The 24,101-nt window shown below is 68.9% G+C and carries 20 protein-coding genes; 12 read left to right on the top strand and 8 right to left on the bottom strand.

Going from position 1 to position 24,101, the window contains the following annotated elements; genetic code table 11:
• Window positions 1–9 precede the first annotated feature (9 nt).
• Window positions 10–3,918 (bottom strand): ATP-dependent RNA helicase HrpA, encoded by a 3,909-nt coding sequence (gene hrpA, locus A5701_RS08025; protein WP_067750669.1) that lies wholly within the window; start codon window positions 3,916–3,918, stop codon window positions 10–12.
• A gap of 55 nt (window positions 3,919–3,973) precedes the next feature.
• Here hrpA and A5701_RS08020 point away from each other — a divergent pair, with 55 nt between their 5' ends.
• The 7 genes from A5701_RS08020 (at window position 3,974) to A5701_RS07990 (ending at window position 9,960) form a co-directional block, all read left to right on the top strand.
• Window positions 3,974–4,747: an enoyl-CoA hydratase/isomerase family protein gene (locus A5701_RS08020; protein ID WP_067750666.1), complete on the top strand. Its 774-nt coding sequence runs from the start codon at window positions 3,974–3,976 to the stop codon at window positions 4,745–4,747.
• A gap of 110 nt (window positions 4,748–4,857) precedes the next feature.
• Entirely contained in the window at window positions 4,858–5,259 is a 402-nt protein-coding gene (locus A5701_RS08015) for a DUF3253 domain-containing protein (RefSeq protein WP_231972786.1), read from the top strand.
• Between the two features lie 81 nt (window positions 5,260–5,340).
• Window positions 5,341–6,006, top strand: coding sequence for a cutinase family protein (locus A5701_RS08010; RefSeq protein ID WP_067750662.1), 666 nt, complete (start codon window positions 5,341–5,343; stop codon window positions 6,004–6,006).
• Between the two features lie 487 nt (window positions 6,007–6,493).
• Entirely contained in the window at window positions 6,494–6,748 is a 255-nt protein-coding gene (locus A5701_RS08005) for a hypothetical protein (protein WP_067750658.1), read from the top strand.
• A 315-nt stretch (window positions 6,749–7,063) separates the two neighbouring features.
• Complete coding sequence (locus tag A5701_RS08000) at window positions 7,064–7,279, top strand: ferredoxin (protein ID WP_067750654.1); 216 nt, start codon at window positions 7,064–7,066, stop codon at window positions 7,277–7,279.
• Window positions 7,276–8,679 carry an NAD(P)/FAD-dependent oxidoreductase gene (locus A5701_RS07995; RefSeq protein ID WP_067750649.1) on the top strand — a complete coding sequence of 468 codons (1,404 nt, stop codon included), beginning with the start codon at window positions 7,276–7,278 and terminating at the stop codon, window positions 8,677–8,679. Before A5701_RS08000 ends, A5701_RS07995 begins: the two co-directional genes overlap by 4 nt.
• 12 nt (window positions 8,680–8,691) lie before the next feature.
• Window positions 8,692–9,960 carry a cytochrome P450 gene (locus tag A5701_RS07990; RefSeq protein WP_231972785.1) on the top strand — a complete coding sequence of 423 codons (1,269 nt, stop codon included), beginning with the start codon at window positions 8,692–8,694 and terminating at the stop codon, window positions 9,958–9,960.
• Window positions 9,961–9,965: 5 nt separating this feature from the next.
• Here the strand turns inward: A5701_RS07990 and A5701_RS07985 are convergent, their stop codons facing one another.
• The 3 genes from A5701_RS07985 to A5701_RS07975 all read right to left on the bottom strand — a co-directional run bounded on the left by A5701_RS07985 (window position 9,966) and on the right by A5701_RS07975 (window position 12,965).
• A complete protein-coding gene (locus tag A5701_RS07985; RefSeq protein WP_156669980.1) occupies window positions 9,966–10,769 on the bottom strand; it encodes an MOSC domain-containing protein in 804 nt (267 codons plus the stop codon).
• A 132-nt stretch (window positions 10,770–10,901) separates the two neighbouring features.
• On the bottom strand, window positions 10,902–11,225 hold the full coding sequence (locus A5701_RS07980) for a DUF732 domain-containing protein (protein ID WP_067750642.1): 324 nt from the start codon (window positions 11,223–11,225) through the stop codon (window positions 10,902–10,904).
• Between the two features lie 411 nt (window positions 11,226–11,636).
• Window positions 11,637–12,965 (bottom strand): PPE domain-containing protein, encoded by a 1,329-nt coding sequence (locus A5701_RS07975; RefSeq protein ID WP_067750639.1) that lies wholly within the window; start codon window positions 12,963–12,965, stop codon window positions 11,637–11,639.
• Between the two features lie 332 nt (window positions 12,966–13,297).
• Between A5701_RS07975 and A5701_RS07970 the strand changes: the two genes are divergently transcribed.
• Window positions 13,298–14,473: a glycosyltransferase gene (locus A5701_RS07970; protein WP_067750636.1), complete on the top strand. Its 1,176-nt coding sequence runs from the start codon at window positions 13,298–13,300 to the stop codon at window positions 14,471–14,473.
• 107 nt (window positions 14,474–14,580) lie between these two features.
• Complete coding sequence (locus A5701_RS07965) at window positions 14,581–15,573, top strand: bifunctional 2-polyprenyl-6-hydroxyphenol methylase/3-demethylubiquinol 3-O-methyltransferase UbiG (protein WP_067750633.1); 993 nt, start codon at window positions 14,581–14,583, stop codon at window positions 15,571–15,573.
• 9 nt (window positions 15,574–15,582) lie between these two features.
• Here A5701_RS07965 and A5701_RS07960 read toward each other — a convergent pair whose 3' ends face one another.
• The gene (locus tag A5701_RS07960) at window positions 15,583–17,073 is read right to left on the bottom strand and encodes an FAD-dependent oxidoreductase (RefSeq protein ID WP_067750630.1); all 1,491 of its coding nucleotides are present in this window, start codon (window positions 17,071–17,073) and stop codon (window positions 15,583–15,585) included.
• A gap of 74 nt (window positions 17,074–17,147) precedes the next feature.
• On the bottom strand, window positions 17,148–17,972 hold the full coding sequence (locus tag A5701_RS07955) for a hypothetical protein (RefSeq protein WP_067750628.1): 825 nt from the start codon (window positions 17,970–17,972) through the stop codon (window positions 17,148–17,150).
• A 136-nt stretch (window positions 17,973–18,108) separates the two neighbouring features.
• Between A5701_RS07955 and A5701_RS07950 the strand changes: the two genes are divergently transcribed.
• From A5701_RS07950 to katG, 3 genes are all read left to right on the top strand, one after another.
• Entirely contained in the window at window positions 18,109–19,392 is a 1,284-nt protein-coding gene (locus A5701_RS07950) for an Ig-like domain-containing protein (protein ID WP_067750625.1), read from the top strand.
• Between the two features lie 84 nt (window positions 19,393–19,476).
• Window positions 19,477–19,917 carry a Fur family transcriptional regulator gene (locus tag A5701_RS07945; protein WP_067750622.1) on the top strand — a complete coding sequence of 147 codons (441 nt, stop codon included), beginning with the start codon at window positions 19,477–19,479 and terminating at the stop codon, window positions 19,915–19,917.
• 35 nt (window positions 19,918–19,952) lie between these two features.
• Complete coding sequence (katG, locus tag A5701_RS07940; RefSeq protein WP_067750618.1) at window positions 19,953–22,193, top strand: catalase/peroxidase HPI; 2,241 nt, start codon at window positions 19,953–19,955, stop codon at window positions 22,191–22,193.
• Between the two features lie 184 nt (window positions 22,194–22,377).
• Here katG and A5701_RS07935 read toward each other — a convergent pair whose 3' ends face one another.
• On the bottom strand, window positions 22,378–23,139 hold the full coding sequence (locus tag A5701_RS07935) for a glycerophosphodiester phosphodiesterase family protein (protein WP_197504937.1): 762 nt from the start codon (window positions 23,137–23,139) through the stop codon (window positions 22,378–22,380).
• Between the two features lie 40 nt (window positions 23,140–23,179).
• Entirely contained in the window at window positions 23,180–23,986 is an 807-nt protein-coding gene (locus tag A5701_RS07930; protein ID WP_067750611.1) for a DUF1906 domain-containing protein, read from the bottom strand.
• Between the last annotated feature and the right edge of the window lie 115 nt (window positions 23,987–24,101).

Here is a 24,101-nt window from a genome sequence, read left to right as displayed (position 1 = left end):
GAAGGTAATTCACGGACTGTCGCGCAGCGCCTCGATGGCGCGGTAGATCCGCTGCTCGCTCACCGGCCGTGGCGTGCCCAGCTGCTGCGCCCACAGGCTGACCCGCAATTCCTCGATCTGCCGCGCAACGTCGCGGACGTCCTCCGCCGCCCGCCGCACGGGTGACAGCGTGTGCGCCAGTTCTTCGTAGGCGTGTTGGACGGCGTGCACCCGCCGCATCCGATCCCGGTCCGGCTCGACCGCGGACGGCAGCCGCTCGAGGCGCCGGCGGATTGCCGTCAGGTAGCGGACGAGGTCGGACAGGTGGGCGCGACCCGTGGCCGTGACGAACCCCGGCGGCAACAGCCGGCCCAGCTGAGCCTGGACGTCGGCGATCGCGTCGGTCTGTGCGGGCGCGGGCCGACCGGGCAGGAGCAGCCGCACGTCCTGCGCGGCCGCCAGCACCTGCTGCACACGGGCCACGATGTCGGCGGTCGCCGGCGCCAGAGCGCCGGCCGCGCCATCGCGCAGCGCGGCGAACTCGTCCCTATTCCACACCGGCCTCCGCAGCAGCGGGTCCGTCGCCGCGTCGGCGCAATCCTCGAGCAGCGCGGCCAGGGAGCCATCCGGGTTCGCGCCGAGGACGAGCCGTGTGCGCGGATCCAATTGCCGCTCAATGGCTTTGACCGGAGACGGCACGCTCAGCCGCACCAACCGGCGCATGCCCGGGCCCATCGCGCCGTCCCGCTCCGCCTGGTTCGCGAACACCCGCAGGCCGACGGCGCCGCCGGCGTCGACGAAACCGGGAAAGCCGCGGACGGTGCGTCCGTCGACCGTTCGCTCGATGACGGGTGGCACCGCGTCGAGGTTGTCGGGCCAGCCGCGCAGGCCGGTCCGTTCCAGCTCGGCGGCGACCGCCAGGGCGACGGCCCGGCGGGCGGGCGCGGCCAGCCGTTGTTGCAACGCGGCCAGGTCCTTCCCGCGAGCGACCTCGGTGCCGTCACCGGACTCGACCGCGAAGGTCACCCGCAGGTGCGCCGGAAGCTTGTCCGGATCGAAGGCGTCGACCGGGACCGAAACCCCGGTGCGTCGGCGTAGTTCGCGCCGCAACGCCTCCAGCAGCGGCTCCCCCGCCGGGTCGATCCCAGCCAGCACGGCACGCGCGGTGTCGGGGGCGGGAACGAAGTTGCGGCGCAGGTCCTTTGGCAGTGAACGGATGAGCGCGGTCACCAGCTCCTCGCGCAGCGCCGGCACCTGCCAGGCGAACTCGTCACCGCCCAACCGCGCGAGCACGTCGATCGGCACGTGCACCGTGACGCCGTCGTCGGGGGCGCCCGGCTCGAACCGGTAGGTCAGCGGCAGCGCGACATCACCCGAACGCCAGACGGTCGGCCGCTCGGCGTCGGCCGTGTCGCCAGTGCGCAACAGGTCGTCACGAGTGAACGTGAGCAGCTGTGGTGTCTTGTGGCGCTGCTTGCGCCACCACGCGTCGAAGTGGCGCGCCGACACGACATCCGCGGGCACGCGCGCGTCATAGAACCCGTAGACCTCATCGTCACCGACAAGTAGGTCGCGGCGGCGGGCCCGCTCCTCGAGCTCCTCGAGCTCGGCGCGCAGCCGCGCGTTGTCGCGGAGGAAGCGGTGGCGGCTCTGCCAGTCCCCCTCCACCAGCGCATGCCGGATGAACAGCTCCCGCGCCACCGCCGGCTCCACGTGGGCATACCCGACGCGACGGCGCGCGACCAGTGGCAGGCCGTAGAGCGTCACCCGCTCGTAGGCCATCACCTCGCCGCGCTTGGCGTCCCAATGCGGCTCGCTGTGGGTGCGTTGCACCAGATCGCCCGCGACCCGCTCGACCACCTCGGGCTGGATCCGCGCGGCGGTGCGCCCGTAGAGGCGGCTGGTTTCGACCAGTTCCGCCACGACCACCCAGCGCGGCGGCCGTTTGGTAAGCGCCGAGCCCGGCGCGAGCAGGAAGCGCGAGTTCCGCGCGCCCAGATACTCGCGCCCGTCCTCTCGGCGCATCCCTATATGCGACAGCAAGCCGGCCAGCAGCGCCGCGTGCACCCGCGCCGGTTCGGCCGGCTCCGCGGATGCGGCGTCTTCGACGACGCCCAGGTCACGGGCGATGCTGCGCAGTTGCCCGACCAGGTCCTGCCACTCGCGGATGCGCAGGTAGTGCAGGAACTCGTCTCGGCACATCCGGCGAAAGCCGTTGCCGGTCAGCGCTTTTCGTTTCTCTTGTAGGTATCGCCAGAGGTTGAGGTAGGACAGGAAGTCGGAACCGTCGTCGGTGAAGCGGGCGTGCTTCTGGCGCGCCGCCTCCTCGCGGTCGGTGGGACGTTCCCGCGGGTCGGGAATGGTCAGCGCGGCGGCCAACACCAGCACCTCACGCACGCAACCCTCGGCCTGGGCCTGCAAGATCATCCGGCCCAGCCGGGGGTCCACGGGCAGCCGCGCCAGTCGGCGCCCGAGGTCGGTGATGGCGCCGTGGGCGTCGAACGCCCCCAACTCCTGCAGCAGTTGCACCCCGTCGCGGATGCTGCGCCGGTCCGGCGGGTCGAGGAACGGAAAGTTCTCCACCTCGCCGAGCCGCAGCGCCGCCATCTGCAACAGCACCGCGGCGAGGTTGGTCCGCAGGATCTCGGGCTCGGTGTACCGCGGACGGGCCGCGAAGTCCTCCTCGGAATACAGGCGGATGCACACCCCGGCAGCGACGCGGCCGCAGCGGCCGGCCCGTTGCGCGGCGGACGCCTGCGAGATGGGTTCGATCGGCAGCCGCTGCACCTTCAGGCGGCGGCTGTACCGCGAGATGCGGGCGTTGCCGGGGTCGACGACGTAGCGGATGCCGGGCACGGTCAGCGACGTCTCGGCCACGTTGGTCGCCAGCACGACCCGGCGCCCGGTGTGGGGCGCGAACACCTTCTGCTGCTCGGCGGTGGGCAGCCGGGCGTACAGGGGAAGCACCTCGGTATTTCTCAGTCCGCCCAAAGCCTCTGCCGTATCACGGATTTCGCGTTCACCCGAGAGGAACACCAGGACGTCGCCGGCGGGCTCGGCCTCCAGTTCCCCGACCGCGTCGACGATCGCCTCGACCTCGTCTCGGGTCTCGGTGCGCACGACCTCGTGATCGGGGTCGTCCGGGTCGTCGCCTGTACCGCTCGACACCGGAACCTCCAACGGCCGGTAGCGAATCTCCACCGGGTACGTCCGTCCGGAAACCTCCACGATCGGCGCGCCGCCGAAGTGGTCCGCGAACCGCTGCGGCTCGATGGTCGCCGAGGTGACGATGACCTTCAGGTCGGGACGGCGCGGCAGCAGCTCGTGCAGGTAACCCAGGAGGAAGTCGATGTTCAGGCTGCGCTCGTGGGCCTCGTCGAGGATCAGCGTGTCGTAGCGCAGCAGCCGGCGGTCGCGCTGAATCTCGGCGAGCAGGATGCCGTCGGTCATCAGCTTGACCAGGGTGTGGTCGCTGACCTGGTCGGTGAACCGGACGGTGTAGCCGACCGTCTCGCCCAGCGGGCTGCCCAGTTCGTCGGCGATGCGCTGCGCGACGGTGCGCGCGGCCAGCCGCCGGGGCTGGGTATGCCCGATGGTTCCCCGGATTCCCCGGCCGGCCTCAAGGCAGATCTTGGGCAGTTGGGTGGTCTTGCCCGAGCCGGTCTCGCCGGCGACGACCACGACCTGGTTGGCGCGCAGCGCGTCGGCGATCTCCTGCCGCCGCTCGCTGACCGGGAGGTCGGGGAAGGCGATCGCCGGCACCGCGGCCCGCCGGGTGGCGACGAGTGCCTCGGCGTTCGCGATCTGCTCGGCGAATTGCCGCCGTACGTCGGGTTGCGCGCCCCGCAGGTTCCTCAGGCGCCTACCCAGGCGTGCGGCGTCGCGGGTGGTCAGACCGTCGAGGCGGGCGCGCAGTTCCGGGACGGACAATTCGGCCACTTTGGCCAGGATAGGCGCGGGCCGCATCGACCGTCGGCCGCCCTAGGGTGAACCCATGAGCCTCGTCACCTATGAGCTGGCCGACCACATCGCCACCATCACCCTCAACCGGCCCGAGGCTCGCAACGCCATCAACGGCGCCCTCCGCCGGGACTTGAATGCGGCGTGGGAGCGGTTCCGCGACGATCTGGACGCCTGGGTCGCGATCCTGACGGCCAACGGCGACGTGTACTGCGCGGGCGGCGACCTCAAGGACGGCGAGGGATCGGTCGGTACCTTCGGCGGCACCTTCTGGGAGAAGCCGACCATCAACTCCTTCGAATCCGGGATGGAGCTGTTCAAGCCGACCATCGCGGCGGTACACGGGCCGTGCATCGGCTACGGCGTGACCGGGGTGCTGTTCTGCGACTTCGTCATCGCCAGCACCGAAGCCAGCTTCTCCTTTCCCGAGGTGTCGATCGGGGTGCCGACCATAGTCGGGGCCATCCGGCTGCCCCAGCGGATCGGCTGGGCCAATGCCATGGAACTCCTGCTGACCGGTAAGCCGATGAGCGCGGCGCGGGCCAAGGAGGTCGGTCTGGTCTGGAAGCTGGTGGATCCCGACGAGCTGCAGGCCGAGGCCCGGGCGTGGGCGCGGACGCTCACCGAGGCCGCTCCCCTGGCGCAACGCGCCACCAAAGAGGTGGCGTGGCGCACGGCGAACATGGGCTGGATCGAGGCGGTCCGCTTCGGCGAGACCATGCGCAAGGTGGCCGGGGCGACCGAGGACGTCGCCGAGGGGCTGCGGGCGTGGGCCGAGAAGCGCAAGCCCCAGTGGCGCGGCCGCTAGCCGGCACAACGCGGAGCGCAACCGGCAGGACGGCAGTTCGGCCGCGAGCAGATCGGTCAGGTCCTGCACCCAGCGGCTGCACCGGCGCGCACGGACCGAGGTTTGAGGACGTGGTGGCGGACACCGCCGCGTTGCCCTTCACTGGTTGGGTGGGTGAGCGATTGCGCGCCGAACTCGGCCGGGTGCGTGATGGTGGTGGTCGCGGCGCCGACCACGCCGAGATCGCTCTCGGAGCGGGGCCGATCGGGCGGCGGCTGGAATCGTCGATCCGCGCGTTGACCGAGCATCGAGGCCCGCGGAGCAGCATCTGCCCGTCGGACGCCGCCCGGGCCGTGGGCGGCGAGAACTGGCGCGACTTGATGGCCGACGCCCGTGACGCCGCGCGGAAGCTGGCCAGATCGGGCGACGTGCAGATCACGCAGCGCGGCAACGTCGTCGATCCCGACGACGACTGGAGCGGCCCCATCCGCATCCGGCTGCCGCAGGCCGACAACCCTTGTGCTGCAAGATGATTCGGCGCGCCGAGGTGGTGGGGGCGCGGTAGCGCCAACCGCCGGGACCGCCGGGACCGGCGGTGTGACAGGATTTCCGCCATGAGTGCACGCAGATTTGGTCGTATTGTCGGTGTCTCGGTGGCGACGACCTGGGCAGCGCTGAGCGTCCCGGTCGCCCTCCCCACCGCCGCCGCCGATGCCTGCTCCGACGTCTCGGTGGTCTTCGCCCGGGGCACGCATCAGGAGCCCGGGCTGGGCAACATCGGCCAGGCTTTCGTGGATTCGCTCACCTCGCAGCTCGGCGGGAAGTCCGTCGACGTCTACGCGGTCAACTACCCGGCCAACGACGACTACCACAACAGCGCGAACGCCGGCTCCAACGACGCGAGCACCCACATCCAGGACACCGTCGCCAGCTGCCCGAACTCGAGGATCGTGCTCGGCGGGTACTCCCAAGGCTCAACGGTGATCGATCTGGCCACCAACGCGATGCCGCCGTCGGTCGCCGATCACGTCGCCGCCGTCGCGCTGTTCGGGGAGCCCAGCAGCGGGTTCTCGTCCATGCTGTGGGGCGGCCAGCCGCTTCCGACGATCAATCCGGCGTACGGATCCAAGACCCTCAGCTTGTGTGCCCCCGACGACCCGATCTGTTCCGGCGGCGGCAACATCATGGCGCACGTCTCCTACATCGACGCCGGGATGACCAACCAGGCCGCCACGTTCGCCGCCAACAAGATCAACCAGGGGCCGCCGGCGCGCGCCTGAACACGCCAGCCTTTCGCGCGCTCCCCTCGGCGCCGTTGCTTCTCGGCGCCCGCCGGCTGCGCGACGCGCTCCGCCTCGGTGCGCGTGTCGGCCCGGGCCGACTGCGTTGCCGCACGGTTGCGTTGCTCGGCGGTCTCGCAGGCCTCTTGATCCCCCGCCGGGCGGCCGCCTGCGCTTTCTTGGCGGTCCTCGACCGCCTCGTCGCGGACGCCCTTCAGCCTGGCGTCGGCCTGTTCCTTCCTGGTCGCGTCTTCGCGTCCAGGTGCGCGGCGCGGCCCAGCGCGCCGCTGCGTTCGGCGGGCGCCGTCCCGCGCTCCACCAGGCCACCGATATCGCCGATCAAACCCGGCTGTGACCTGGGTCACCACCTGTTGGTTCGCCCGGATCGGCGCTCTCGGCGAGTGAATTGCCCAGCAGCTCAACGGAAGTCGCGCGCCGGACGGTATCGCGCTGCGCAGCGCGTTTCCGATCGGTTACCGTCGAAGGCATGTCCAAAGTCTCCGGTAACGACCCCATCGACGACGTCACCCCAGGCGACATCATCGCCGTCGACCGCGGCTCTGGTGAACAGCCTTACAAGGTGGTGTTCAAGGACGCCACCGAGGGCGGCTACCTCCTCACGTTCGAGGCCGGCGACGGGGAAACCTTCCAGCTCCACCTGGCCGCCGGTACGACGGTGACCCGATCGCTCGAGTCGAAATGGGAATCGGCGCAGAGTCCCACCCCGCGCACCGACGCGTAGACGGCGGCCCCTGGCGCCGCAATTCCTCGCACACCCAACGCGATCGCGGCGGGATGTGCCGCCCATCGGCGGAGTAAACGCGGCCTCCCGTTTTGGGCCCGTCCTGGGCGGGAATGCAACGCCCCAACGGAGGGAGCGGCGTGAGCTATCTGGGTTTCGCCAAGGAACAGCGCTGCGCAATCTGGGTGCCTGACTGACGCGCGCCGGACCCGGTCGCACTGGGCGCGAATCTTTCGTGAACCCTGTGGCGGGCGCCCGCCGCGAAGTAGTCTGCCCTCAAAGAATGCTGGTAGCCGACGGGCGGAAGGTCGGGGCATGCGGCTGGTCGTCGATCTCAACAAGTGCCAGGGCTACGCGCAGTGCGTCCCGCTGGCGCCCGACGTACTGCAGCTCGTCGGTGAAGAAGCGCTCGCCTACGACCCGAATCCCGACGATTCCGCGCGGCAGCGGGTATTGCGTGCGGCGGCTTCCTGCCCGGTGCAGGCGATCATCCTCGAAGTGGATCCGCCGTCGGACCGGGACACCGTATGAGCACGGGTTCGTTGGTCAGCCAGCTGGTCGACACGTTCAGAGCCGAGGGCCGGATCGTCATCGTGGGAGCCTCCCTGGCCGGCTTGCGCGCCGCGGAAGCGCTGCGCGAGACGGGGTTTCGGGGCCAGTTGACCATCATCGGCGACGAGCCCCACGAACCCTACGACCGACCGCCGTTGTCCAAGCAGGTTCTGAAGGGCTGGGTGCCCGCCGACCACACCAAGCTTCCCCGCCTGCGTCCCGTCGACGCGCAGTGGCGGCTCGGCGTGGCGGCGGTGGGGCTGGACCGGTCCAATCGCCAGGTGTTGCTGGCCAACGGCGAGAAGGTCGACTACGACCGGCTGCTGATCGCCACCGGCACCAGGGCGCGGCCCTGGTTCAACCCCGAAGAGGCAGCTCTGGAGGGGCTGTTCACCGTGCGCACCTGCGACGACGCGGCGAAGCTGGCAGCGGCCCTGAAGGCGCGGCCGCGCCGGGTGCTCATCGTCGGCTCGGGTTTCGTGGGATCGGAGATCGCCTCGGTGTGCCGCGATCTCGATCTACCGGTGAGCGTCGCCGAGCGCGGCAAGGCACCCCTGACGGGCGCCCTGGGCGGCGTGATCGGCGACATCGCCGCGCAGATGCAGATCGAGGCGGGCGTCGACCTGCGCACCGGTGTCGCGGTCGACGGCCTCGACGGTGACGCCGACGGCCACGTCCGCGCCGCCCGCCTGTCCGACGGCACGGTGCTCGAGGTCGACGTCGTCGTGGCCTCACTGGGCTCGATCCGCAACGTTGAATGGCTCGAGGGGGCGCAGCTCGCGAGCGGATTTTGGGGGGTGGCCTGCGACGCCGGCTGCCGCGCGTTCGACATCAACGGCGTGGTGACCGACAACATCTTCGTCGCCGGCGACGTGGCGCGCGCCCCGCACGTGCTCTACGAGTACCAGTTCATGTCGCAAGAGCATTGGGACAACGCCGTTTTCGGTGCCGCGGTGGCGGCCAACAACATGATCAGCGTCGAGACGGGACGTCGGCCGCACCTGCCACTGCCCTCGTTCTGGTCCGGGCAGTTCGGCGTCAACATCAAGAGCGTCGGCGTGTGCTCGTTCGGCGACGAGATCGTCTTCACCCAGGGCTCGGTCGAGCAACGCCGCTTCGCGGCCGCCTACGGTCACCGGGGCCGCGTCGTCGGCGCGGTGACGTTCAACCACGGCAAGTGGCTGCCCTACTACGCCTCCCTCATCGAGCGATCCGCCCCGTTTCCGCCGCCGCCACCGGGCTACGACCGTCCCGCCATCTTCGAGCCGATGCCGGCCCGATTCCCCGACCCGCGCGAACGGACGGACATCCCCGACGTGGTGCTCACCGGGCACGACCCGACCTCGCGGGGCGCCGAATTCCGGCCCCGGATCCGCTGACGGGAGACGACATTGGACGCCGCGACCGCCTGGGCCGAAGCGATGAAGTTCGAGAACCGGCCGAACCCCTACCCGTATTTCGAAGAGCTGCGCAAGGCGCCGGTAGCCAAGGTCGCCGACAAGACCTACGTGGTCACCGGCTATCCCGAGTTGCTCATCCTGGCCCACGACCCGCGAATCAGCTCCGACATTCGCCGCAGCCCAGCGGATTTCGGCGTCGAGAAGCCCGACCCCGAGCCCGGCAGCGGACACATGCAGGCCTACGGCCGCGAGCCGAGCATCATCGTCTCCGACCCGCCCGATCACGACCGGGCCCGGCGCCAGGTCATGCGCCACTTCGGCCCCCCGCATTCCCCCGACGTCATTCCCGACATGGAACCGCTTGTCGTGCGGCTGGCCAACGACCTCCTCGACAAAACCAAGGCGCGCGGCGCCACCCGCGTGGACGTGGTGGAGGAATTCGCCTACCCGATCCCCGTCGCCGTCATCTGCAAGATCCTTGGCGTACCCGTCGAAGACGAGCCGATGTTTCACTCCTGGATCTTCGACTTCATGATGGGCCTCGACCTGGGTCCGGAGGGCGCCACCGAGGAAGGGCGCGCGCTCGCCGAGCGGGGCCGCGCGGGCACCGCCGCCTTGCTGGCGTATCTGGGCGACCTGGTGCGCAGGTATGCGACGAACCCGGGCGACGGCTTGCTGTCCAGTTTGCTGCACGATGACGGCCCGGACGGCCCGATGTCGTTGCAGGAGGCGACATCCAACGCGATGCTGCTGCTCGTGGCCGGTCACGACTCGACGGTCAACACCATCAGCAACTGCGTGATGACGCTGCTGCGCAATCCCGGCTCGTGGGAACTGGTTCGGCGGCGCCCCGAGCTCATTCCCCGCGTCATCGAAGAGGTGCAACGGCTGCAGTCGGCGGTGCAGTTCTTTCCCAGCCGCAGCGCGACCGCCGACATCGAGGTCGGCGGAACCGTGATCCCCGCCGGCTCGGCGGTGTATCTGATTTACGCCGCCGCCAACCGGGACCCGCGTCGGTTCGACAGCCCGGATCGCTTCGATCCGCTGCGGCCCGACAATGAGCATTTCGGTTGGGGCAGCGGCATTCACACCTGCATGGGCGGCCCGCTGGCGCGGCTGGAGGTCAACCTGGCGCTGGAGGTCTTCGTGCGTCGCGTCGACTCTCCGAAGCTGGTGGTCGACCCGCCGCCATACCGGCACAATCAGGTGTTCCGCGGGCCACGCCATCTCTGGGTGGACTTCGCGGCGATCGGTGATTGAACGGCCTACCGGCCGATCGTGACGGATTCACCGACGTGGATGACGCCACCGGTCACCACCGCCAGATATGCACCCGCGCACGGCTGAGCGCCGTGACCGCCCGTATCCCAACGGTTTTCGGCGGCGGGGGTGCGGAGCGCCTGCGCGGCGCGCGGCAGTGGGCCGTGCTCGAGCGTCGGTACGACGCAGCGCGACGTTGCCGTCAGGACATGCAGCCTCGCCTCGCCGACCGCGATCTCACCGCCGACCCAGTCGTTCTCCACATAGGGCGGGCAACCCGGCGGCGTCGCGACCACCAGGTTCGGGCGATACCGCAGGGCCTCGACGCCGATGTGTTCGAGCGTGGCGGTCGTGATCGCGTGCAGCGGGGCTTCGTCGGTGAACGAGTCGCCCGGCGTCGCCTGCGCGATCTCCAAGATGCGGCCGCCGACTTCGGCGTCCAGGCCCAGTTCGAGCAGCTGCTCGGGGTCCGGGCGCACCAACGTCGCGCCGTCGGCGCGCTGGGTGACCAGCCGGACCGATCGCCCCAACAGCTGCGAGAGCCGATCATCGATGCCAGGGTCGTCGGCCGCCACCCTCGTCCCGTCGGGCAGCTCGATGTGCACCCCGCCGTCGTGGCGGCTGGCCGTGCACTTCAACAGCTCGCGCCAGAGCCGGGCGTTCTTGGCGCTGGCCACGTGACCGGTAGTGGTGTCGAGGAGGGCAAGCCGGCGGTCCCCCTCGGCGCCGTGTTCGTCGACGAACATGCTCGGCACGGTCTCGCCGAGCATCGACTTCACCGGGTAGCGAAGCAGGCTCTCAACCCGCATCTCGCCCGCGGCTTGACCTGAAAAGGCCGTCGGCTGCTCCACTGGCTGTCCCCACCTAGCGACCCTGCCCGCATTGTCTGGATCAGACTATGCGGGCAGGGCGCGGAACTCAGGTGGTGGGTCTGAGGACGATCAGCCCGGGCAGTAGGTCGACTCCGCCGCGCTGACCCAGCCGGTCATGTCCGCGAACGAGAAGCCCTTCGCGCTCATGCCGGAATGCAGGTCGGCGGCGATCGCATCCGGCGTCTTGCCGGCCATCCGGTCGGCGCACACCGCGTGTCCCAGCGCGATCATGTCCGAGTCACTCGACGAGGGCCACGTGAACCCGAGGTTGTGCAATTTCGTCAAGTAGGCGTCGTCGGTGCTGTCGGCCGAGGCAATTGCGGTGCTCGCGGTCAGGGCAGCGCCAATCATCACGGGAATCGTCAGTTTGGCCAGCAAACGCGGTGCAAGCATTTCACGACCTTCTTTTCTTGTCGGTGTTGAGGGTGGGGTCAGTATATGAGTGGGCGGCGTGAACAGATATTAAAACTAAGAAAATTGCGGTGCCCGCACTACAGGTTGCCGGACCACTATTCCGTGGTCGTATTGCCAGCCCGATGGCGCTGTCCTGCAGCTGAACCGGCTTGGCGAGATCCAAAGTGAAAGGCACCTAGAGAGCGAAAGGCTGGCATTTCGGGTCGCCGATATAGCCAGATGATGCCGTGTTGGTGACGCGAGCGTTAGCGGCACGATAATTTCGAACTTCCTACCGACACCGACCCTAAAATGACGCACCAGCATACAAATATCATACGAAACAATTGACCGCGACATCTGTCGATATCGGACGCGTTTGTCGCCACGGAAAACGGGTGCACGACACCGTCAGTGTGGGAGCAGCCGCTGCTTCTGTTCGAGGAACTCGTCCTCCGTGATGATCCCCGCGTCCCGCAGGGAGGCCAGCTCGCGCAACTCGGCGGCGATGCTGGTGATCGGGCCACCGGCCGGGACTTGCGGCGCCGCGGGGGCACCCTCGGTCGCCTTCTGCGTGGAGGCCCTGATTCGCTCCGCGCGACCTGCGCCGCCCGTGCCGGCTATGGCACGCCCGGCCATGCTCGCCGCGGCCATCTCGCCGAACAAGCTCCCGGTGCCTGCGGACGAGGCTGGAGCGGCGGCGCCCACGTTGGTGGCGGGCAGGGCCAGAGCGGCCGGGCGCACCGCGGGGGCGGCGGCCGCCCAGGCCGGCGGCACCGACATTGCGCCGACCGTATTGGCCTCGCCCAGGGAAGCCGTCGCCGCCGAGCCCCCCGCCAGGTTGGTGATGACCGGGAAAGGCGTCGGGGGCACCGGCGCCGAGCCGGGCCAGGACTGGACCCCCGCCCAGCCGCTGACGATGTCGTCGGTGTGGAAACCGGTCAACGCCCCGGAGACGTCGTAGGGAAGCGCCACGATGGCGGCGGCGAGCCCCGCCGTGCCGACTTCTGGGTCGACGAACACCGCGCTCAGGTCGGCTGCCAGCCCCAGCAGGTCCCGCCCGCCGAAGCCGAAATCGAGGGGGCTCGCGAGGTTGAGCAGCGCATTGGGCGCCGCAGAGAAGGCTTGTGCCGACGACAGGGCGTTTTGCACCTTGCCGGCCGACGTGCCTGCGGCCTGGGTCAGGGCGGCGGCCTGCCGCACCGATCCGCCCGAATCGGTGCTCGTTTCCGGCGGGGCGAACGGCGTCAGCCTCGCCGCCGCCGCCGACGCCGCCGCGTAGGCGTACATGGCCCCGGCGTCTTGGGCCCACATCTCCGAATATTGCGCCTCCGTGGTCGCGATCGCCGGCGTGTTCTGCCCGAAGACGTTCGTCGCGATCAGGGACATCAGCAGGCTGCGGTTGGCCGCGATCACCGGCGGCGGCACCGTTTCGGCGAACGCCGCCTCGTACGCCGCCGCGGCGGCTTTGGCCTGGTTGGCGGTCTGTTCGGCCTGCGCCGCGGCGCTGCGCGTCCAGGTCACGTACGGGGCGGCCGCGGCCGCCATCGCCTCCGCCGCAGGCCCGAGCCACGACCCGCCGGTCAGCGCCGTGACCTCCGCCTGGTAGGAGGTCGCCGCGGAATGCAGGGCGACGGCCAGCGCGTCCCAGGCCATCGCGGCGGTGAGCAGCGGCGCGGCACCGGGGCCGGTATACATCCGCGCGGAGTTGATCTCCGGAGGCAGTGCTGCGAAGTCCATGTCGTCGTCTCCTCCGGACGGGTTAACAGTTAGCCACGGCGTTAACGGCTCGTTGCGGGCGGTAGGGGGATTGCCCAACGGGCAGCAAACAAATCTTGTTTCCTCTAGTAGTACAGGTCCGGCACCGGTGGATAACCGGGTGCTGCCCCCTTACCCCACATCGTCCTCCCTGAGAACACCGATAAATTACCCTCGCAGCGCAGTGGAGCCTGTCAACGCCACGGAGCGGCCTCGGGCTTTGCCCGTGCGGGCCCAGCCAATCAGAGCGGACCGGCGCGACATGGCGGGTCTGCTTGGATCGATATCGGATACCGCGAGTGAGGGCGGAGCGGATGAAGTTCGTGATGGCGAGCTACGGGGGGCGCGGCGATATCGAGCCCTGCGCCGCGATCGGCCGGGAGCTCTCCCGCCGAGGCCACGACGTCAGCCTGGCCGTTCCGCCGGACAAGGTGGGTTTCGTCGAGTCGGCGGGGCTGGCCGGGATCGCTTACGGGCCCGACACTCAACGCGCCATGATCGCGGCGAGGGAACTCCTGGGCCACTTCCATGGCATTGGCGCAGCGCCGCAAGTGGCTGACCGGGTCCACCGAATCTGGTTGGAGAAGAGCACGACCCTGACGGCACTGGCCCAGGGAGCGGACCTCCTCCTGGGGCACATGAACGACCAGGCGCTGGCGGCCAACGTCGCCGAATATCACGGGATCCCGTTCGCCGCGCTACACGTCTTCCCGGCTCGGATCATGCCCTCAAGTGATGTGTATTCGCGGATCGCCGGGGATGCGGCGGACGCGCAACGTCGTGAACTCGGATTGCCGCAGGCGGCCGCGCCGGCGCGCTCGGAAAGCGGATTGCTCGAACTTCAAACCTATGACGAACTCTGCTTGCCGGGGCCCGCGGCCGAATGGGTCGAGCCCGGCGGTCGGCGGCCCTTCGTCGGCTCCTTGACGCTGGAGTTGCCAACCCATTTTGACGACGAGGTGCTGACCTGGATCGCCGATGGGACGCCGCCGATCTACTTCGGTTTCGGCAGCACCCCGATTGATTCTCCCGCCGAGACGGTCGCCGTCATAAGCGCGGCCTGCGCGCAGTTGGGTGAGCGGGCGTTGATCTGCGCCGGCGCCAACGACTTTCGCCGCGTTCCACGGTCGCCTCACGTCAAGGTGGTGGATGCGCTGAATTACGCGGCCATCTTTCCCGCCTGCCGCGCAGTGGTCCACCACGGGGGCTCGGGCACTACGGCTGCGGGTCTGCGCGCCGGGGTTCCGACGCTGATTCTCTGGACGGTGTGGGACCAGCCGATGTGGGCAGAGGGTATCGAACATTTGGAAGTCGGTGCCGGGCGGGGCTTTTTCGATAGCACCCTGGACTCACTAGTCGCCGACCTGCGCTCGATCCTTACTCCGGAATGTGCCGCCCGAGCCCGAGAGGTGGCCGCGCGGATGACCAAACCCGCCGAAAGCGTCGCGAAGGCCGCCGATTTGTTGGAAGACGCCGCGGGGTCGGGGTGATCGGCGGGTGGATCCAATCGGTGGTGCAAAGCCGCCGGGTCGTGTAGAAGGTTCTGGTGCAGGTTCCGCCTTCTGAGCCTCTCGAGCCGTCGATCCTCTACGAGTCGATGATCAGGCGGTGGTATCGACGGACGTCGGCCGAGGGGCACATCAGAGTGCCGGCCGTCCCGAGCCTGATCGACGAGTACGTGCAATTGTGCGCCAACGTTTGCGCCACCCTGGGCGTCTGGCACACGCCAGAACAGTCCGCGCAGCTGCGGATCTCGCTGGAGGCCGAGCTGGCGAAGGGCTTCAAGGCATCCCCCCGCTCGGACGTCGTCATCTCGTTCAGCGCCCCCTTCGGGACGAGCGTCAACATCCGCGTCAAAGCCGAATGGCGGACGCTCGACGCCGCCTACGACGAATGGGTGGACGTGCGCCCGGGGCCACTGTTCGGCACCGAGCCCGACGCGCGGGTACTCGCTCTGGCCGCCGAAGCGGCTGATCCGACGACCTACCGCGTGCTGGACGTCGGGGCGGGGACCGGCCGCAACGCCCTCGCGCTGGCCCGTCGCGGCCACCCCGTGGATGCGGTCGAGATGGCCGCGAAGCTGGCCGACATCATGCGCGCGGAGGCGCAGAGCGAATCGCTGGCCGTGCGGGTGATTCAGAGCGATGTCTTCACGGCGATGGAAAGCGTCCACGACGAATACCAGTTGATGGTGCTCGCCGAGGTGGTGCCCGACTTCCGCACGACCCAGGAGCTGCGGGGCATGTTCGAACTGGCCGCCGAATGCCTGGCTCCCTCGGGACGATTGCTGTTCAGCACGTTCCTGCCCCGCGACGGCTATGTGCCCGACGATTCCACGCTGCAGTTCGGCCAGCAGTGCAACACCATGATCTACACGCGCGACCAGATGGCGACTGCGGTGGCGGGCCTGCCCCTCGAGCTGATCGCCGACGACTCCGCGTACGAATACGAGAAGGCCCACCTGCCCGCAGGCGCCTGGCCGCCCACCGCGTGGTTCGAGGGGTGGGCCAATGGCCTTGACGTGTTCGACGTCGAGCGCGAGCACTCGCCGATCGAGTTGCGTTGGCTCATCTACCGCAAGACGGACTGAGCGCCCGTTCTAGGCGGACAAGTCGCGGGTTGCCGGCCCCTCCAGCAGGGTGCCATCCGGGGCGAAGCGCGAGCCGTGCAACGGACATTCCCAGGCCTTGTCGGCGTCGTTCCAGTTCACGATCCCGCCGAGGTGCGGGCAGACCGGGGAAACGACATGTTCGGTGCCGTCTACCCGGCAGCGCGCCTCCAGATGCCACGGGGGCCCACTGACCACGCCGCCTTCGTCCGCGCCGGGGCTGCGGCGGCCGGTGCGCAGCAGCGGGGTGATCCAGCCCTTGGCCAGATCGAAGCCCACCTCGAGGTTGGCCTGCATGGCGGTCGGCAGCCCGGTCAGCTCATGGGGGCTCCAGCTGGCGAACGCCTTGGCCCAGTCCATTCGCCCGCCCAGGATGCGGCCGGACAGCGCCAGCGCCGCGGCGGCGCCGTTCGTCATCCCCCACTTGTTGAATCCCGTTGCCACAAAGATGGTTTCGGTCTTGGGCAGGATGGGTCCGACGTAAGGCAGTTGGTCGATGGGCGTGTAATCCTGCGCCGACCAGAAATGCGTCTGCTCGGCACCCGGATAGTGTTTGCGGGCCCACGACGCCAGTTCCCCGAGCGCCTGCGACGGGCTCTTCTTGCGGCCCACGGTGTGGCCGGCCCCGCCCACGATCAGCCGCTCCCCGTCCGCGACGGGTGCGTAACGCACCGATCGGGTCGGCGAGTCGGTGGAGATCATCATCGGCCGGGTGATGTTGCCGGGGACCTTGAACGCCATGCAGTAGGACCGGCTCGGCTTCACGCGCGCGAAGTATCCCCCGCGGTCCAGGATCGGGATGCCGGTGGCGAGCACCAGCTGCTGGGCCTCGAGTTCCACGTCTCGCTCGGCGGCGTCGTTGACGTGTACGCGCACGCGGTCGCCGCGGCTGGACACCCGCCGGACCCGGGTGTGCTCGACGAGGCGGCCGCCGCGGCCGAGCAGTTCCGCCGCCAGCGCGTCAAGGAATGGCATGGGATCGAACTGCGCCTGGTCGGGCAGCCGCACCCCGCCGTGGTAAGGGAACGGCACGTCAGGGTCGTCGTCCCAAACCGCGGGCAGCCCAACCGCCTGGCAGGCCTGGAGCTCCAGTCGCGCCGACGGCACGCCCTTGGCGGACTGGGCGTAGGTGTAGGCGTCCTCGCGCTGCACCGCGATGCCATGCGACTCGCAGTAATCGGTGACCCAGTCCTGGCCTTCGCGATTTCCGTCCACGTAGGCGCGGGCCAGGTCCCTGCCATGTCTGGGCAGGATCTTCGACAGGTGGGTGGCCTGCAGCAGGCTGATCTTCGCCGTGGTGTTCCCGGTGGCGCAGGCCCCGACGGTGCGAGCCTCGAGCACCAGCACGTCCTTGCCGGCGCGGGCCAACAGCACCGCGGTCATCAGCCCGGTGATGCCTGCACCCACGACGATGACATCCGCGGAGCGGGGGCCTTGGTCAAGCTGGCTTGCGGCCCAAGGCTGTTCGCCTCGGTTGGTCATCCATAACGACGTCACGGGTGGGCTAATACCCCTGCCGAACCCGGGGAAACACCGCCGCGGCCCGGCGGGCGGCGTCACGCCCGCCTCAGCTGCGCTTTCGCCTCCCTGACCGATTCTTCCGCGGCGCGGCCGGCCCGCGTGGCCCGGTCGAAGGCCGCTTCGGCGCGTTCGAGTTCGCGCTCGGCGGTCCGCAACGCGGCGAACGCCTCGTCGCGACGCCGCCGGGCCGCATCGCGCTCGGCGCGGCGGTCGGACTGCGCGGCGTCGGCGTCGGCCGCCTTGCGCTCGGCGGCCGTAACGGCCGCCGTCAGTTTTTCGAGACGCCGCTGCGCGGCGACGTCTCGCGCTGACCGCTTGCCGGATTGTGGCGGGGATTTCACCGGCCGCTTCCCGGCCTTCGCGGTGCGGGCGGAGGTCGTCGATACCGTGCTCGCGGCGCCGAGGTCGCCGAAACCCGACCACTGCTCGGGGCGCGCCAGCCGGCCGAGCCGCTGCCTGACCTCCGGTTCGGCGATGGCGGCTTGCAGCGTGCTGGCGATGTCGTCGCGGACGGCCGAGGACGGCTGTTTGACGCCGGCCGCGTCGAGTGCGGCCCGCATGAGCTCGCCGATGAGCCGGTGCTGCTGGGCCGACAAGTCCCGGATGCGTGCCCCGTCCATGGCGGCGTGCGCGGCGCGCAGCTCGTCACCCAGCGCCGCCAGCCGCCGCCCGGTGTCGCGGTGCCGCAGCGCCAGCCGATTGACGATCCACGCCGCCGTGGTTGGCTTGTTGCAAGCGGAAATTCGCTCGGCCGCCGTGTCGTCCCCGCGGCGTTTGGCCGCGGCGGTCAATCTGGTGCGCTCCGCGGTGAACTCCTTTGGCGTTGCCCAATAAAGGCTGTCCAGTTCGTCGTCGGCCATGCCGCCATGATCCACGCGCCGGGGCTCGGTCGGTTTAAAAACCGCACCTCCGTGGCACCTGAAGGACAACCTCGTCGCGCCGGGAGGCGAGCGACTTCGGCCCGGCACCAACAGAAGGCAAGGATCCCTCAGCTCGATGACGCCCAAGACCGGTGATCGGCCCGCTCCCCGGATCCCCCGGGATCGCCGGTTATTGGTCGCCGTTTCGGCGGCCGTCGTACTGGTGGGCGCCGTCGTGATCGCGGTGTCCCTCGGTTGCTTCGGCGGCGGTGGGTGCGGTCACCGCAGTGCCTCGTCCAAGGCCTCGGGGCCGGCTCGGGTGACGATCACGCCGGCCCCCGACGCGCACGACGTCGATCCGGTCGCGCCCGTGATGGTCAAGGCCGACACCGGAACGCTGACCGACGTCCGAATGGTCAACGAAAGCGGCAAATCGGTGCAGGGCGTGACGACACCCGACAACACCGTGTGGAAGCCCACCGTCCCCCTGGGCTACGGCCGCACCTATACGCTGACGGTTACCAGCCGCGGTCCCAACGGCGTTGCGTCCACCCAGGTCTCGTCCTTTTCGACGGTGAAGCCGTCCAACCAGACCAAGGTGTCGTTCACCACCACGTCGGAGGCCACCCTCAAAGATGGCGGCACATATGGGGTCGGGACGGTGATCGTCGCGCACTTCGACGAACAGATCGCCGACCGCGCCGCCGCCGAGCGCCAGCTGGCGGTGACCACCAACCCGAAGGTGGAGGGTTCGTGGTACTGGGTCGACGACCAGAACGCCCATTGGCGCCCGGAGCACTACTACGCCCCGGGAACGACCGTCACGGCCGAAGCCAAGATCTATGGAATCTCTTTGGGCAATGGCCTATTCGGGCAGGACGACACCAAAGTCTCGTTCCGCATCGGCGACGCCCACGTATCGATCGCCGACGACGCGACTCATCAGGTCAGCGTCTTCGACAACGGAGCCCTGGTCCGCACGATGCCCACCTCGATGGGGATGGGCGGCACCGAAAACGTCGGCGGCAAGAGCATCTCGCTGTGGACTCCCCCTGGCGTCTACACGGTGCTCGACAAGGGGAACCCCGTCGTCATGGACTCCTCCACGTTCGGGCTGCCGAAGAACTCCCGCCTGGGCTACCGCGAGACCATCAACTGGGCCACCAAGATCAGCACCGACGGCATTTACCTGCACGAGCTGGACGCCACGGTGTGGGCACAGGGCCATCAGGACACCTCGCACGGCTGCCTGAACCTCAACGCCGACAACGCGAAATGGTTCTACGACTTCTCCGTGCCCGGCGACGTGGTCGAGGTCCGCAACAGCGGCGGCCCGCCGCTGACGCTGGCGCAGAACGGTGACTGGACACTCAGCTGGGACGACTGGCGCAAAGGCAGCGCCCTGAAGCCCCAGACGTGACGCGGTTCATTCGTCACCGCCGGTTGTGCCCCACTTCACAGTAAAGTCTTGACTCGATCCAAATAAGTGCGTCATATTGGTGCGGTGTCATCGACGGCCGATTACGCGGAACGACTGCGCATGGCCGATCTCCGGGTGACCCGACCCAGGGTCGCGGTGCTGGAGGCCGTCGACGCCCACCCGCATTCCGACACCGAGACGATCTTCTCGGCCGTCCGCGTGGGCCTCCCCGACGTGTCCCGCCAGGCGGTTTACGACGTCCTCAACGCGCTGAGCTCGGTCGGTTTGGTGCGTAGGATCCAGCCCTCCGGGTCGGTCGCCCGCTATGAGTCGCGGGTCGGCGACAACCACCACCACGTGGTGTGCCGGTCCTGCGGCGTGATCGCCGACATCGATTGCGCCGTCGGCGAGGCGCCCTGTCTCACCCCGTCGGACGACAACGACGTTCTGGATGGCTTCGTCCTGGACGAGGCCGAGGTCATCTACTGGGGCGTCTGCCCCGATTGTTCGACTGCAGGTTCCTAGATCGCAGCCCCATCACCCCCTAAGAAAGGAATGCTGTGTCCTCCGATATCTCCCAAGGCCGGCCGCCCCATGAGGACAGCAACACGGCTAGCGCCAGCGAGAGCGAAAACCCCGCTATCCCGTCCCCCAAGCCGAAATCGAATGCGCCGCTGACGAACCGGGACTGGTGGCCCGACCAGGTCGACCCGTCCATGCTGCAGCCGCACAACCCGAAATCGACCCCTTACGGCGAGGGCTGGAACTACGCCGAGGAGTTCGCCAAGCTCGACGTCGACGCGCTCAAGGCGGACGTCATCTCGGTGATGACCACCTCACAGGACTGGTGGCCCGCCGACTACGGCCACTACGGCGGCCTGTTCATCCGGATGAGCTGGCACGCCGCGGGCACCTACCGCATTTTCGACGGCCGCGGCGGCGGCGGACAGGGCATGCAGCGGTTCGCCCCGCTCAACAGCTGGCCGGACAACGTCAGCCTGGACAAGGCCCGCCGGCTGCTGTGGCCGGTCAAAAAGAAGTACGGCAACAAGATCTCCTGGGCCGACCTGATCATCTTCGCCGGTAACTGCGCCCTGGAATCGATGGGCTTCAAGACTTTCGGCTTCGCCTTCGGCCGCGAGGACGTCTTCGAGCCCGAGGAAATCCTGTGGGGTGAGGAGGACACCTGGCTGGGCACCGACAAGCGGTACTCGGGCAAACGTGACCTCGCCCAGCCCTACGGTGCGACCACGATGGGTCTGATCTACGTCAATCCCGAAGGCCCGGAAGGCAAGCCGGATCCCATCGCCGCGGCCATCGACATTCGCGAGACGTTCGGCCGCATGGCGATGAACGACGAAGAGACCGCCGCCCTCATCGTCGGCGGGCACAGCTTCGGCAAGACCCACGGCGCCGGTAGCGGCGATCTGGTCGGGCCCGAGCCGGAGGCGGCCCCGATCGAGCAGCAGGGCCTGGGCTGGAAGAGCTCGTACGGCACCGGCGTGGGCAAGGACGCGATCACCAGCGGCCTGGAGGTGGTCTGGACGCCCACCCCGACCAAGTGGGACAACACCTTCCTGGAGACCCTGTACGGCTACGAGTGGGAGCTGACCAAGAGCCCCGGCGATGCTTGGCAGTTCGTCGCCAAGGACGGCGCCGGTGCGGGCACCATCCCCGACCCCTTCGGTGGGCCGGGCCGAGCGCCGACGATGCTGGTCACCGACATCTCGATGAGGGAGTCCCCGATCTACCGGGACATCACCCGCCGTTGGCTCGACCACCCCGAAGAGCTGACGGAGGCGTTCGCCAAGGCCTGGTACAAGCTGCTGCACCGCGACATGGGACCGATCAGCCGCTACCTCGGGCCGTGGATTCCCGAACCGCAGCTGTGGCAGGACCCGGTTCCCGCCGTCGACCACGAGTTGGTCGACGACAGTGACGTCGCCGCGCTGAAGAGCAAGGTCCTCGAGTCGGGCCTCTCGGTTCCCCAGCTGGTCAAGACGGCCTGGTCGGCGGCCGGCAGCTATCGCAACACCGACAAGCGCGGCGGCGCCAACGGCGCGCGCCTGCGCCTGGAGCCGCAGCGGAACTGGGAGTGCAACGAGCCGTCGGAACTCGACAAGGTGCTGCCCGTGCTGGAGAAGATCCAACAGGACTTCAACGGCTCGTCGTCCGGCGGCAAGAAGATCTCGTTGGCCGACCTGATCGTGCTGGCGGGATCCGCGGCGGTCGAGAAGGCGGCCAAGGACGCCGGCTACGAGATCGCCGTGCACTTCGCGCCGGGACGCACCGACGCCTCGCAGGAGAACACCGATGTGGAGTCGTTCGCGGTGCTCGAACCGCGGGCCGACGGTTTCCGCAACTACATCCGGCCCGGCGAGAAGGCACCGCTGGAACACCTGCTGATCGAGCGGGCATACCTGTTGGGAGTGACCGCCCCGGAGATGACGGTCCTCATCGGCGGGTTGCGTGCCCTCGGCGCCAACCACGGCGGCACCAAGCACGGGGTGTTCACCGACCGGACCGGCGCGTTGACCAACGACTTCTTCGTCAACCTGCTCGACATGGGAACGGAGTGGAAGCCGTCGGAGACCACCGAGAACGTGTACGAGGGCCGCGACCGGTCCTCGGGCGCGGTCAAGTGGACGGCGACCGCGAATGACCTTGTGTTCGGGTCGAATTCGGTGTTGCGCGGGTTGGCCGAGGTCTACGCCCAGGATGACAACCAGGGGAAGTTCGTGGAGGACTTCGTCGCGGCGTGGGTCAAGGTCATGAACAACGACCGGTTCGATCTGAAGTAAGACCGCCATAGCAAGCGGCGCCCCGCGGGCCATCGGGTCGCGGGGCGCCGTGCGTCAGGTGAGTGATCGGTCGATTCGCGACACATAAACGGCGCACACGACACGCCGCGAACACTCGCCGTGGTTTATGTCTCGTGGTCCTCGGGCGCCGGCCGACCGGCTGAATCAGCGGGTGCTGGTGCGGTCACCATTCGCCGCGGGCCACGAGCACCTCGCGGAGCACATCCGCCCGATCCGTGATGATGCCGTCGACGCCGCTATCGAAAAGTGCGTGCATGGTGTCCCGGTCGTCGACCGTCCAGGCGTGCACCTGGCGTCCGGACTCGTGCAGGGCGCGGACGAGTCCGCGCGTGATGATCGGTATCCGACCCAGCCGTGGCGGCAGCTGCAGGCAGTCACTGTCCCGCAACAGCTGCCAGGCATAGGCCCGGCTTGCCGGCGTTTGGGCCGCCGGCAACGCCAGGAACGCGCCGATACCCGCCGAACTGGCCACCCGCCTGGACAGCAGCCTCAGCGCCCGACGCCGACGGCGTTCGGAAAACGAGGTGATCAACACCCGGTCGTGCGCCTTCATTCGCTCGATCACCTCGACGGTGGGAACGACGGCGGACGCGGACTTGATATCGATGTTGACCCGCATGTCCGGCAGCGTGGCTAGGAGCTCCTCGAGGGTCGGGATCGATTCTCCCGCGCCCAGATGCAGGTGGCGGACGTCGCGCCAATCCCAGCGGTCGATGGCGCCGGTTGCGCCCGCGTCCGACCTGAAGGCGCGGTCGTGCAGGATCACGGCGACGCCGTCGCGTGTCGCCCGAACGTCGGTCTCGATGTATCGAAACCCAAGCTTGCCCGCCTCGCAGAACGCCCCCATGCTGTTCATCGGCCACTTGAACGACGTAAACCCCCTGTGCGCCATGGCGATTCGCCCGGCACTACGCAGAAACTGCACGGTGGGCACGCCGCGATCAGCCATCAGCCGCCTGCACGGCTCACCGATCCAGGCCCCATTGGCCGTAGTCGGCCGCCAACACCTCGTCGATGTCGACGTTGATCCCGCCAAGGAGCGGGCTTGGGTTGCTTGGGCTGTTGACCACCGACTGGTAGAGCACCGCAGCGGGTTCGCGCGCGCCGTGCGACCACGACTTCGTCTGCCAAGCCCACCGGTGCCCGGGTGTGGTCGAGTTCCCGACGACGCCGTCCCGAATCGCCCAGCCGCACGCGTTGGCATGCCCGTAGATGCCGGTGCGGCCCACGCCCAGCGCGGAGTTGATGCCCCGAAACCACTGCACCGCAACGCTGTTCCAGGTGTTCTCGTCGATGTCGTCGTCGACGCTGAAGAATATCGGCGCCGAGCCCGGGCCCCCCGCCGCGGCGTGCAACCGTTGCGCCGTCCGGGCATCGGCCACCCCGCCGTCGTAGCCGCGGGTGTAATCCGACGGGTCCGGCCACCCGGGTTTGCCGTACTGGAAATTGCTGACGATCTGCAGACCCGCCGCGCGCAGCGCGTCCGCGTACTCGCGGGTAATCGGCTTCGCCTCGAAATTCGCGCCCGGCCGCGACTCGGAAACGTAATTCACCACCCCGGCATAGCCGGCCGATTTGATCTCGTCCGGCGAAATCCTGCGCTCGGCGAAATCGATCAGCCGCAGGTCGGCGGCGAATGCCGTCGGCGCGGCGGAGTTGGCGGCCGACGTCACGAAGCTGAGGAAAGCCGGCGCCACGGCAAGTTTCAGGACGTCGCGTCGCGACGCCGATCGCCGACCGCGGCGTTCGCCTGATGCAGCCGAACCCTGCACCGCGCGATGGTAACAAACAGCTCAGGACCGGTGCTGCGACTGCGCGGCACCGACCACCGTCGGCTTGGGCCCCCCGCGGTGCGCCGGCGGAGGTGAGGAACACCCATCGCCGATT

It is taken from the genome of Mycobacterium sp. E3305, assembly GCF_001666785.1.
Lineage (GTDB): Bacteria > Actinomycetota > Actinomycetes > Mycobacteriales > Mycobacteriaceae > Mycobacterium.
This window is presented reverse-complemented; position numbering and strand designations above follow the sequence as displayed.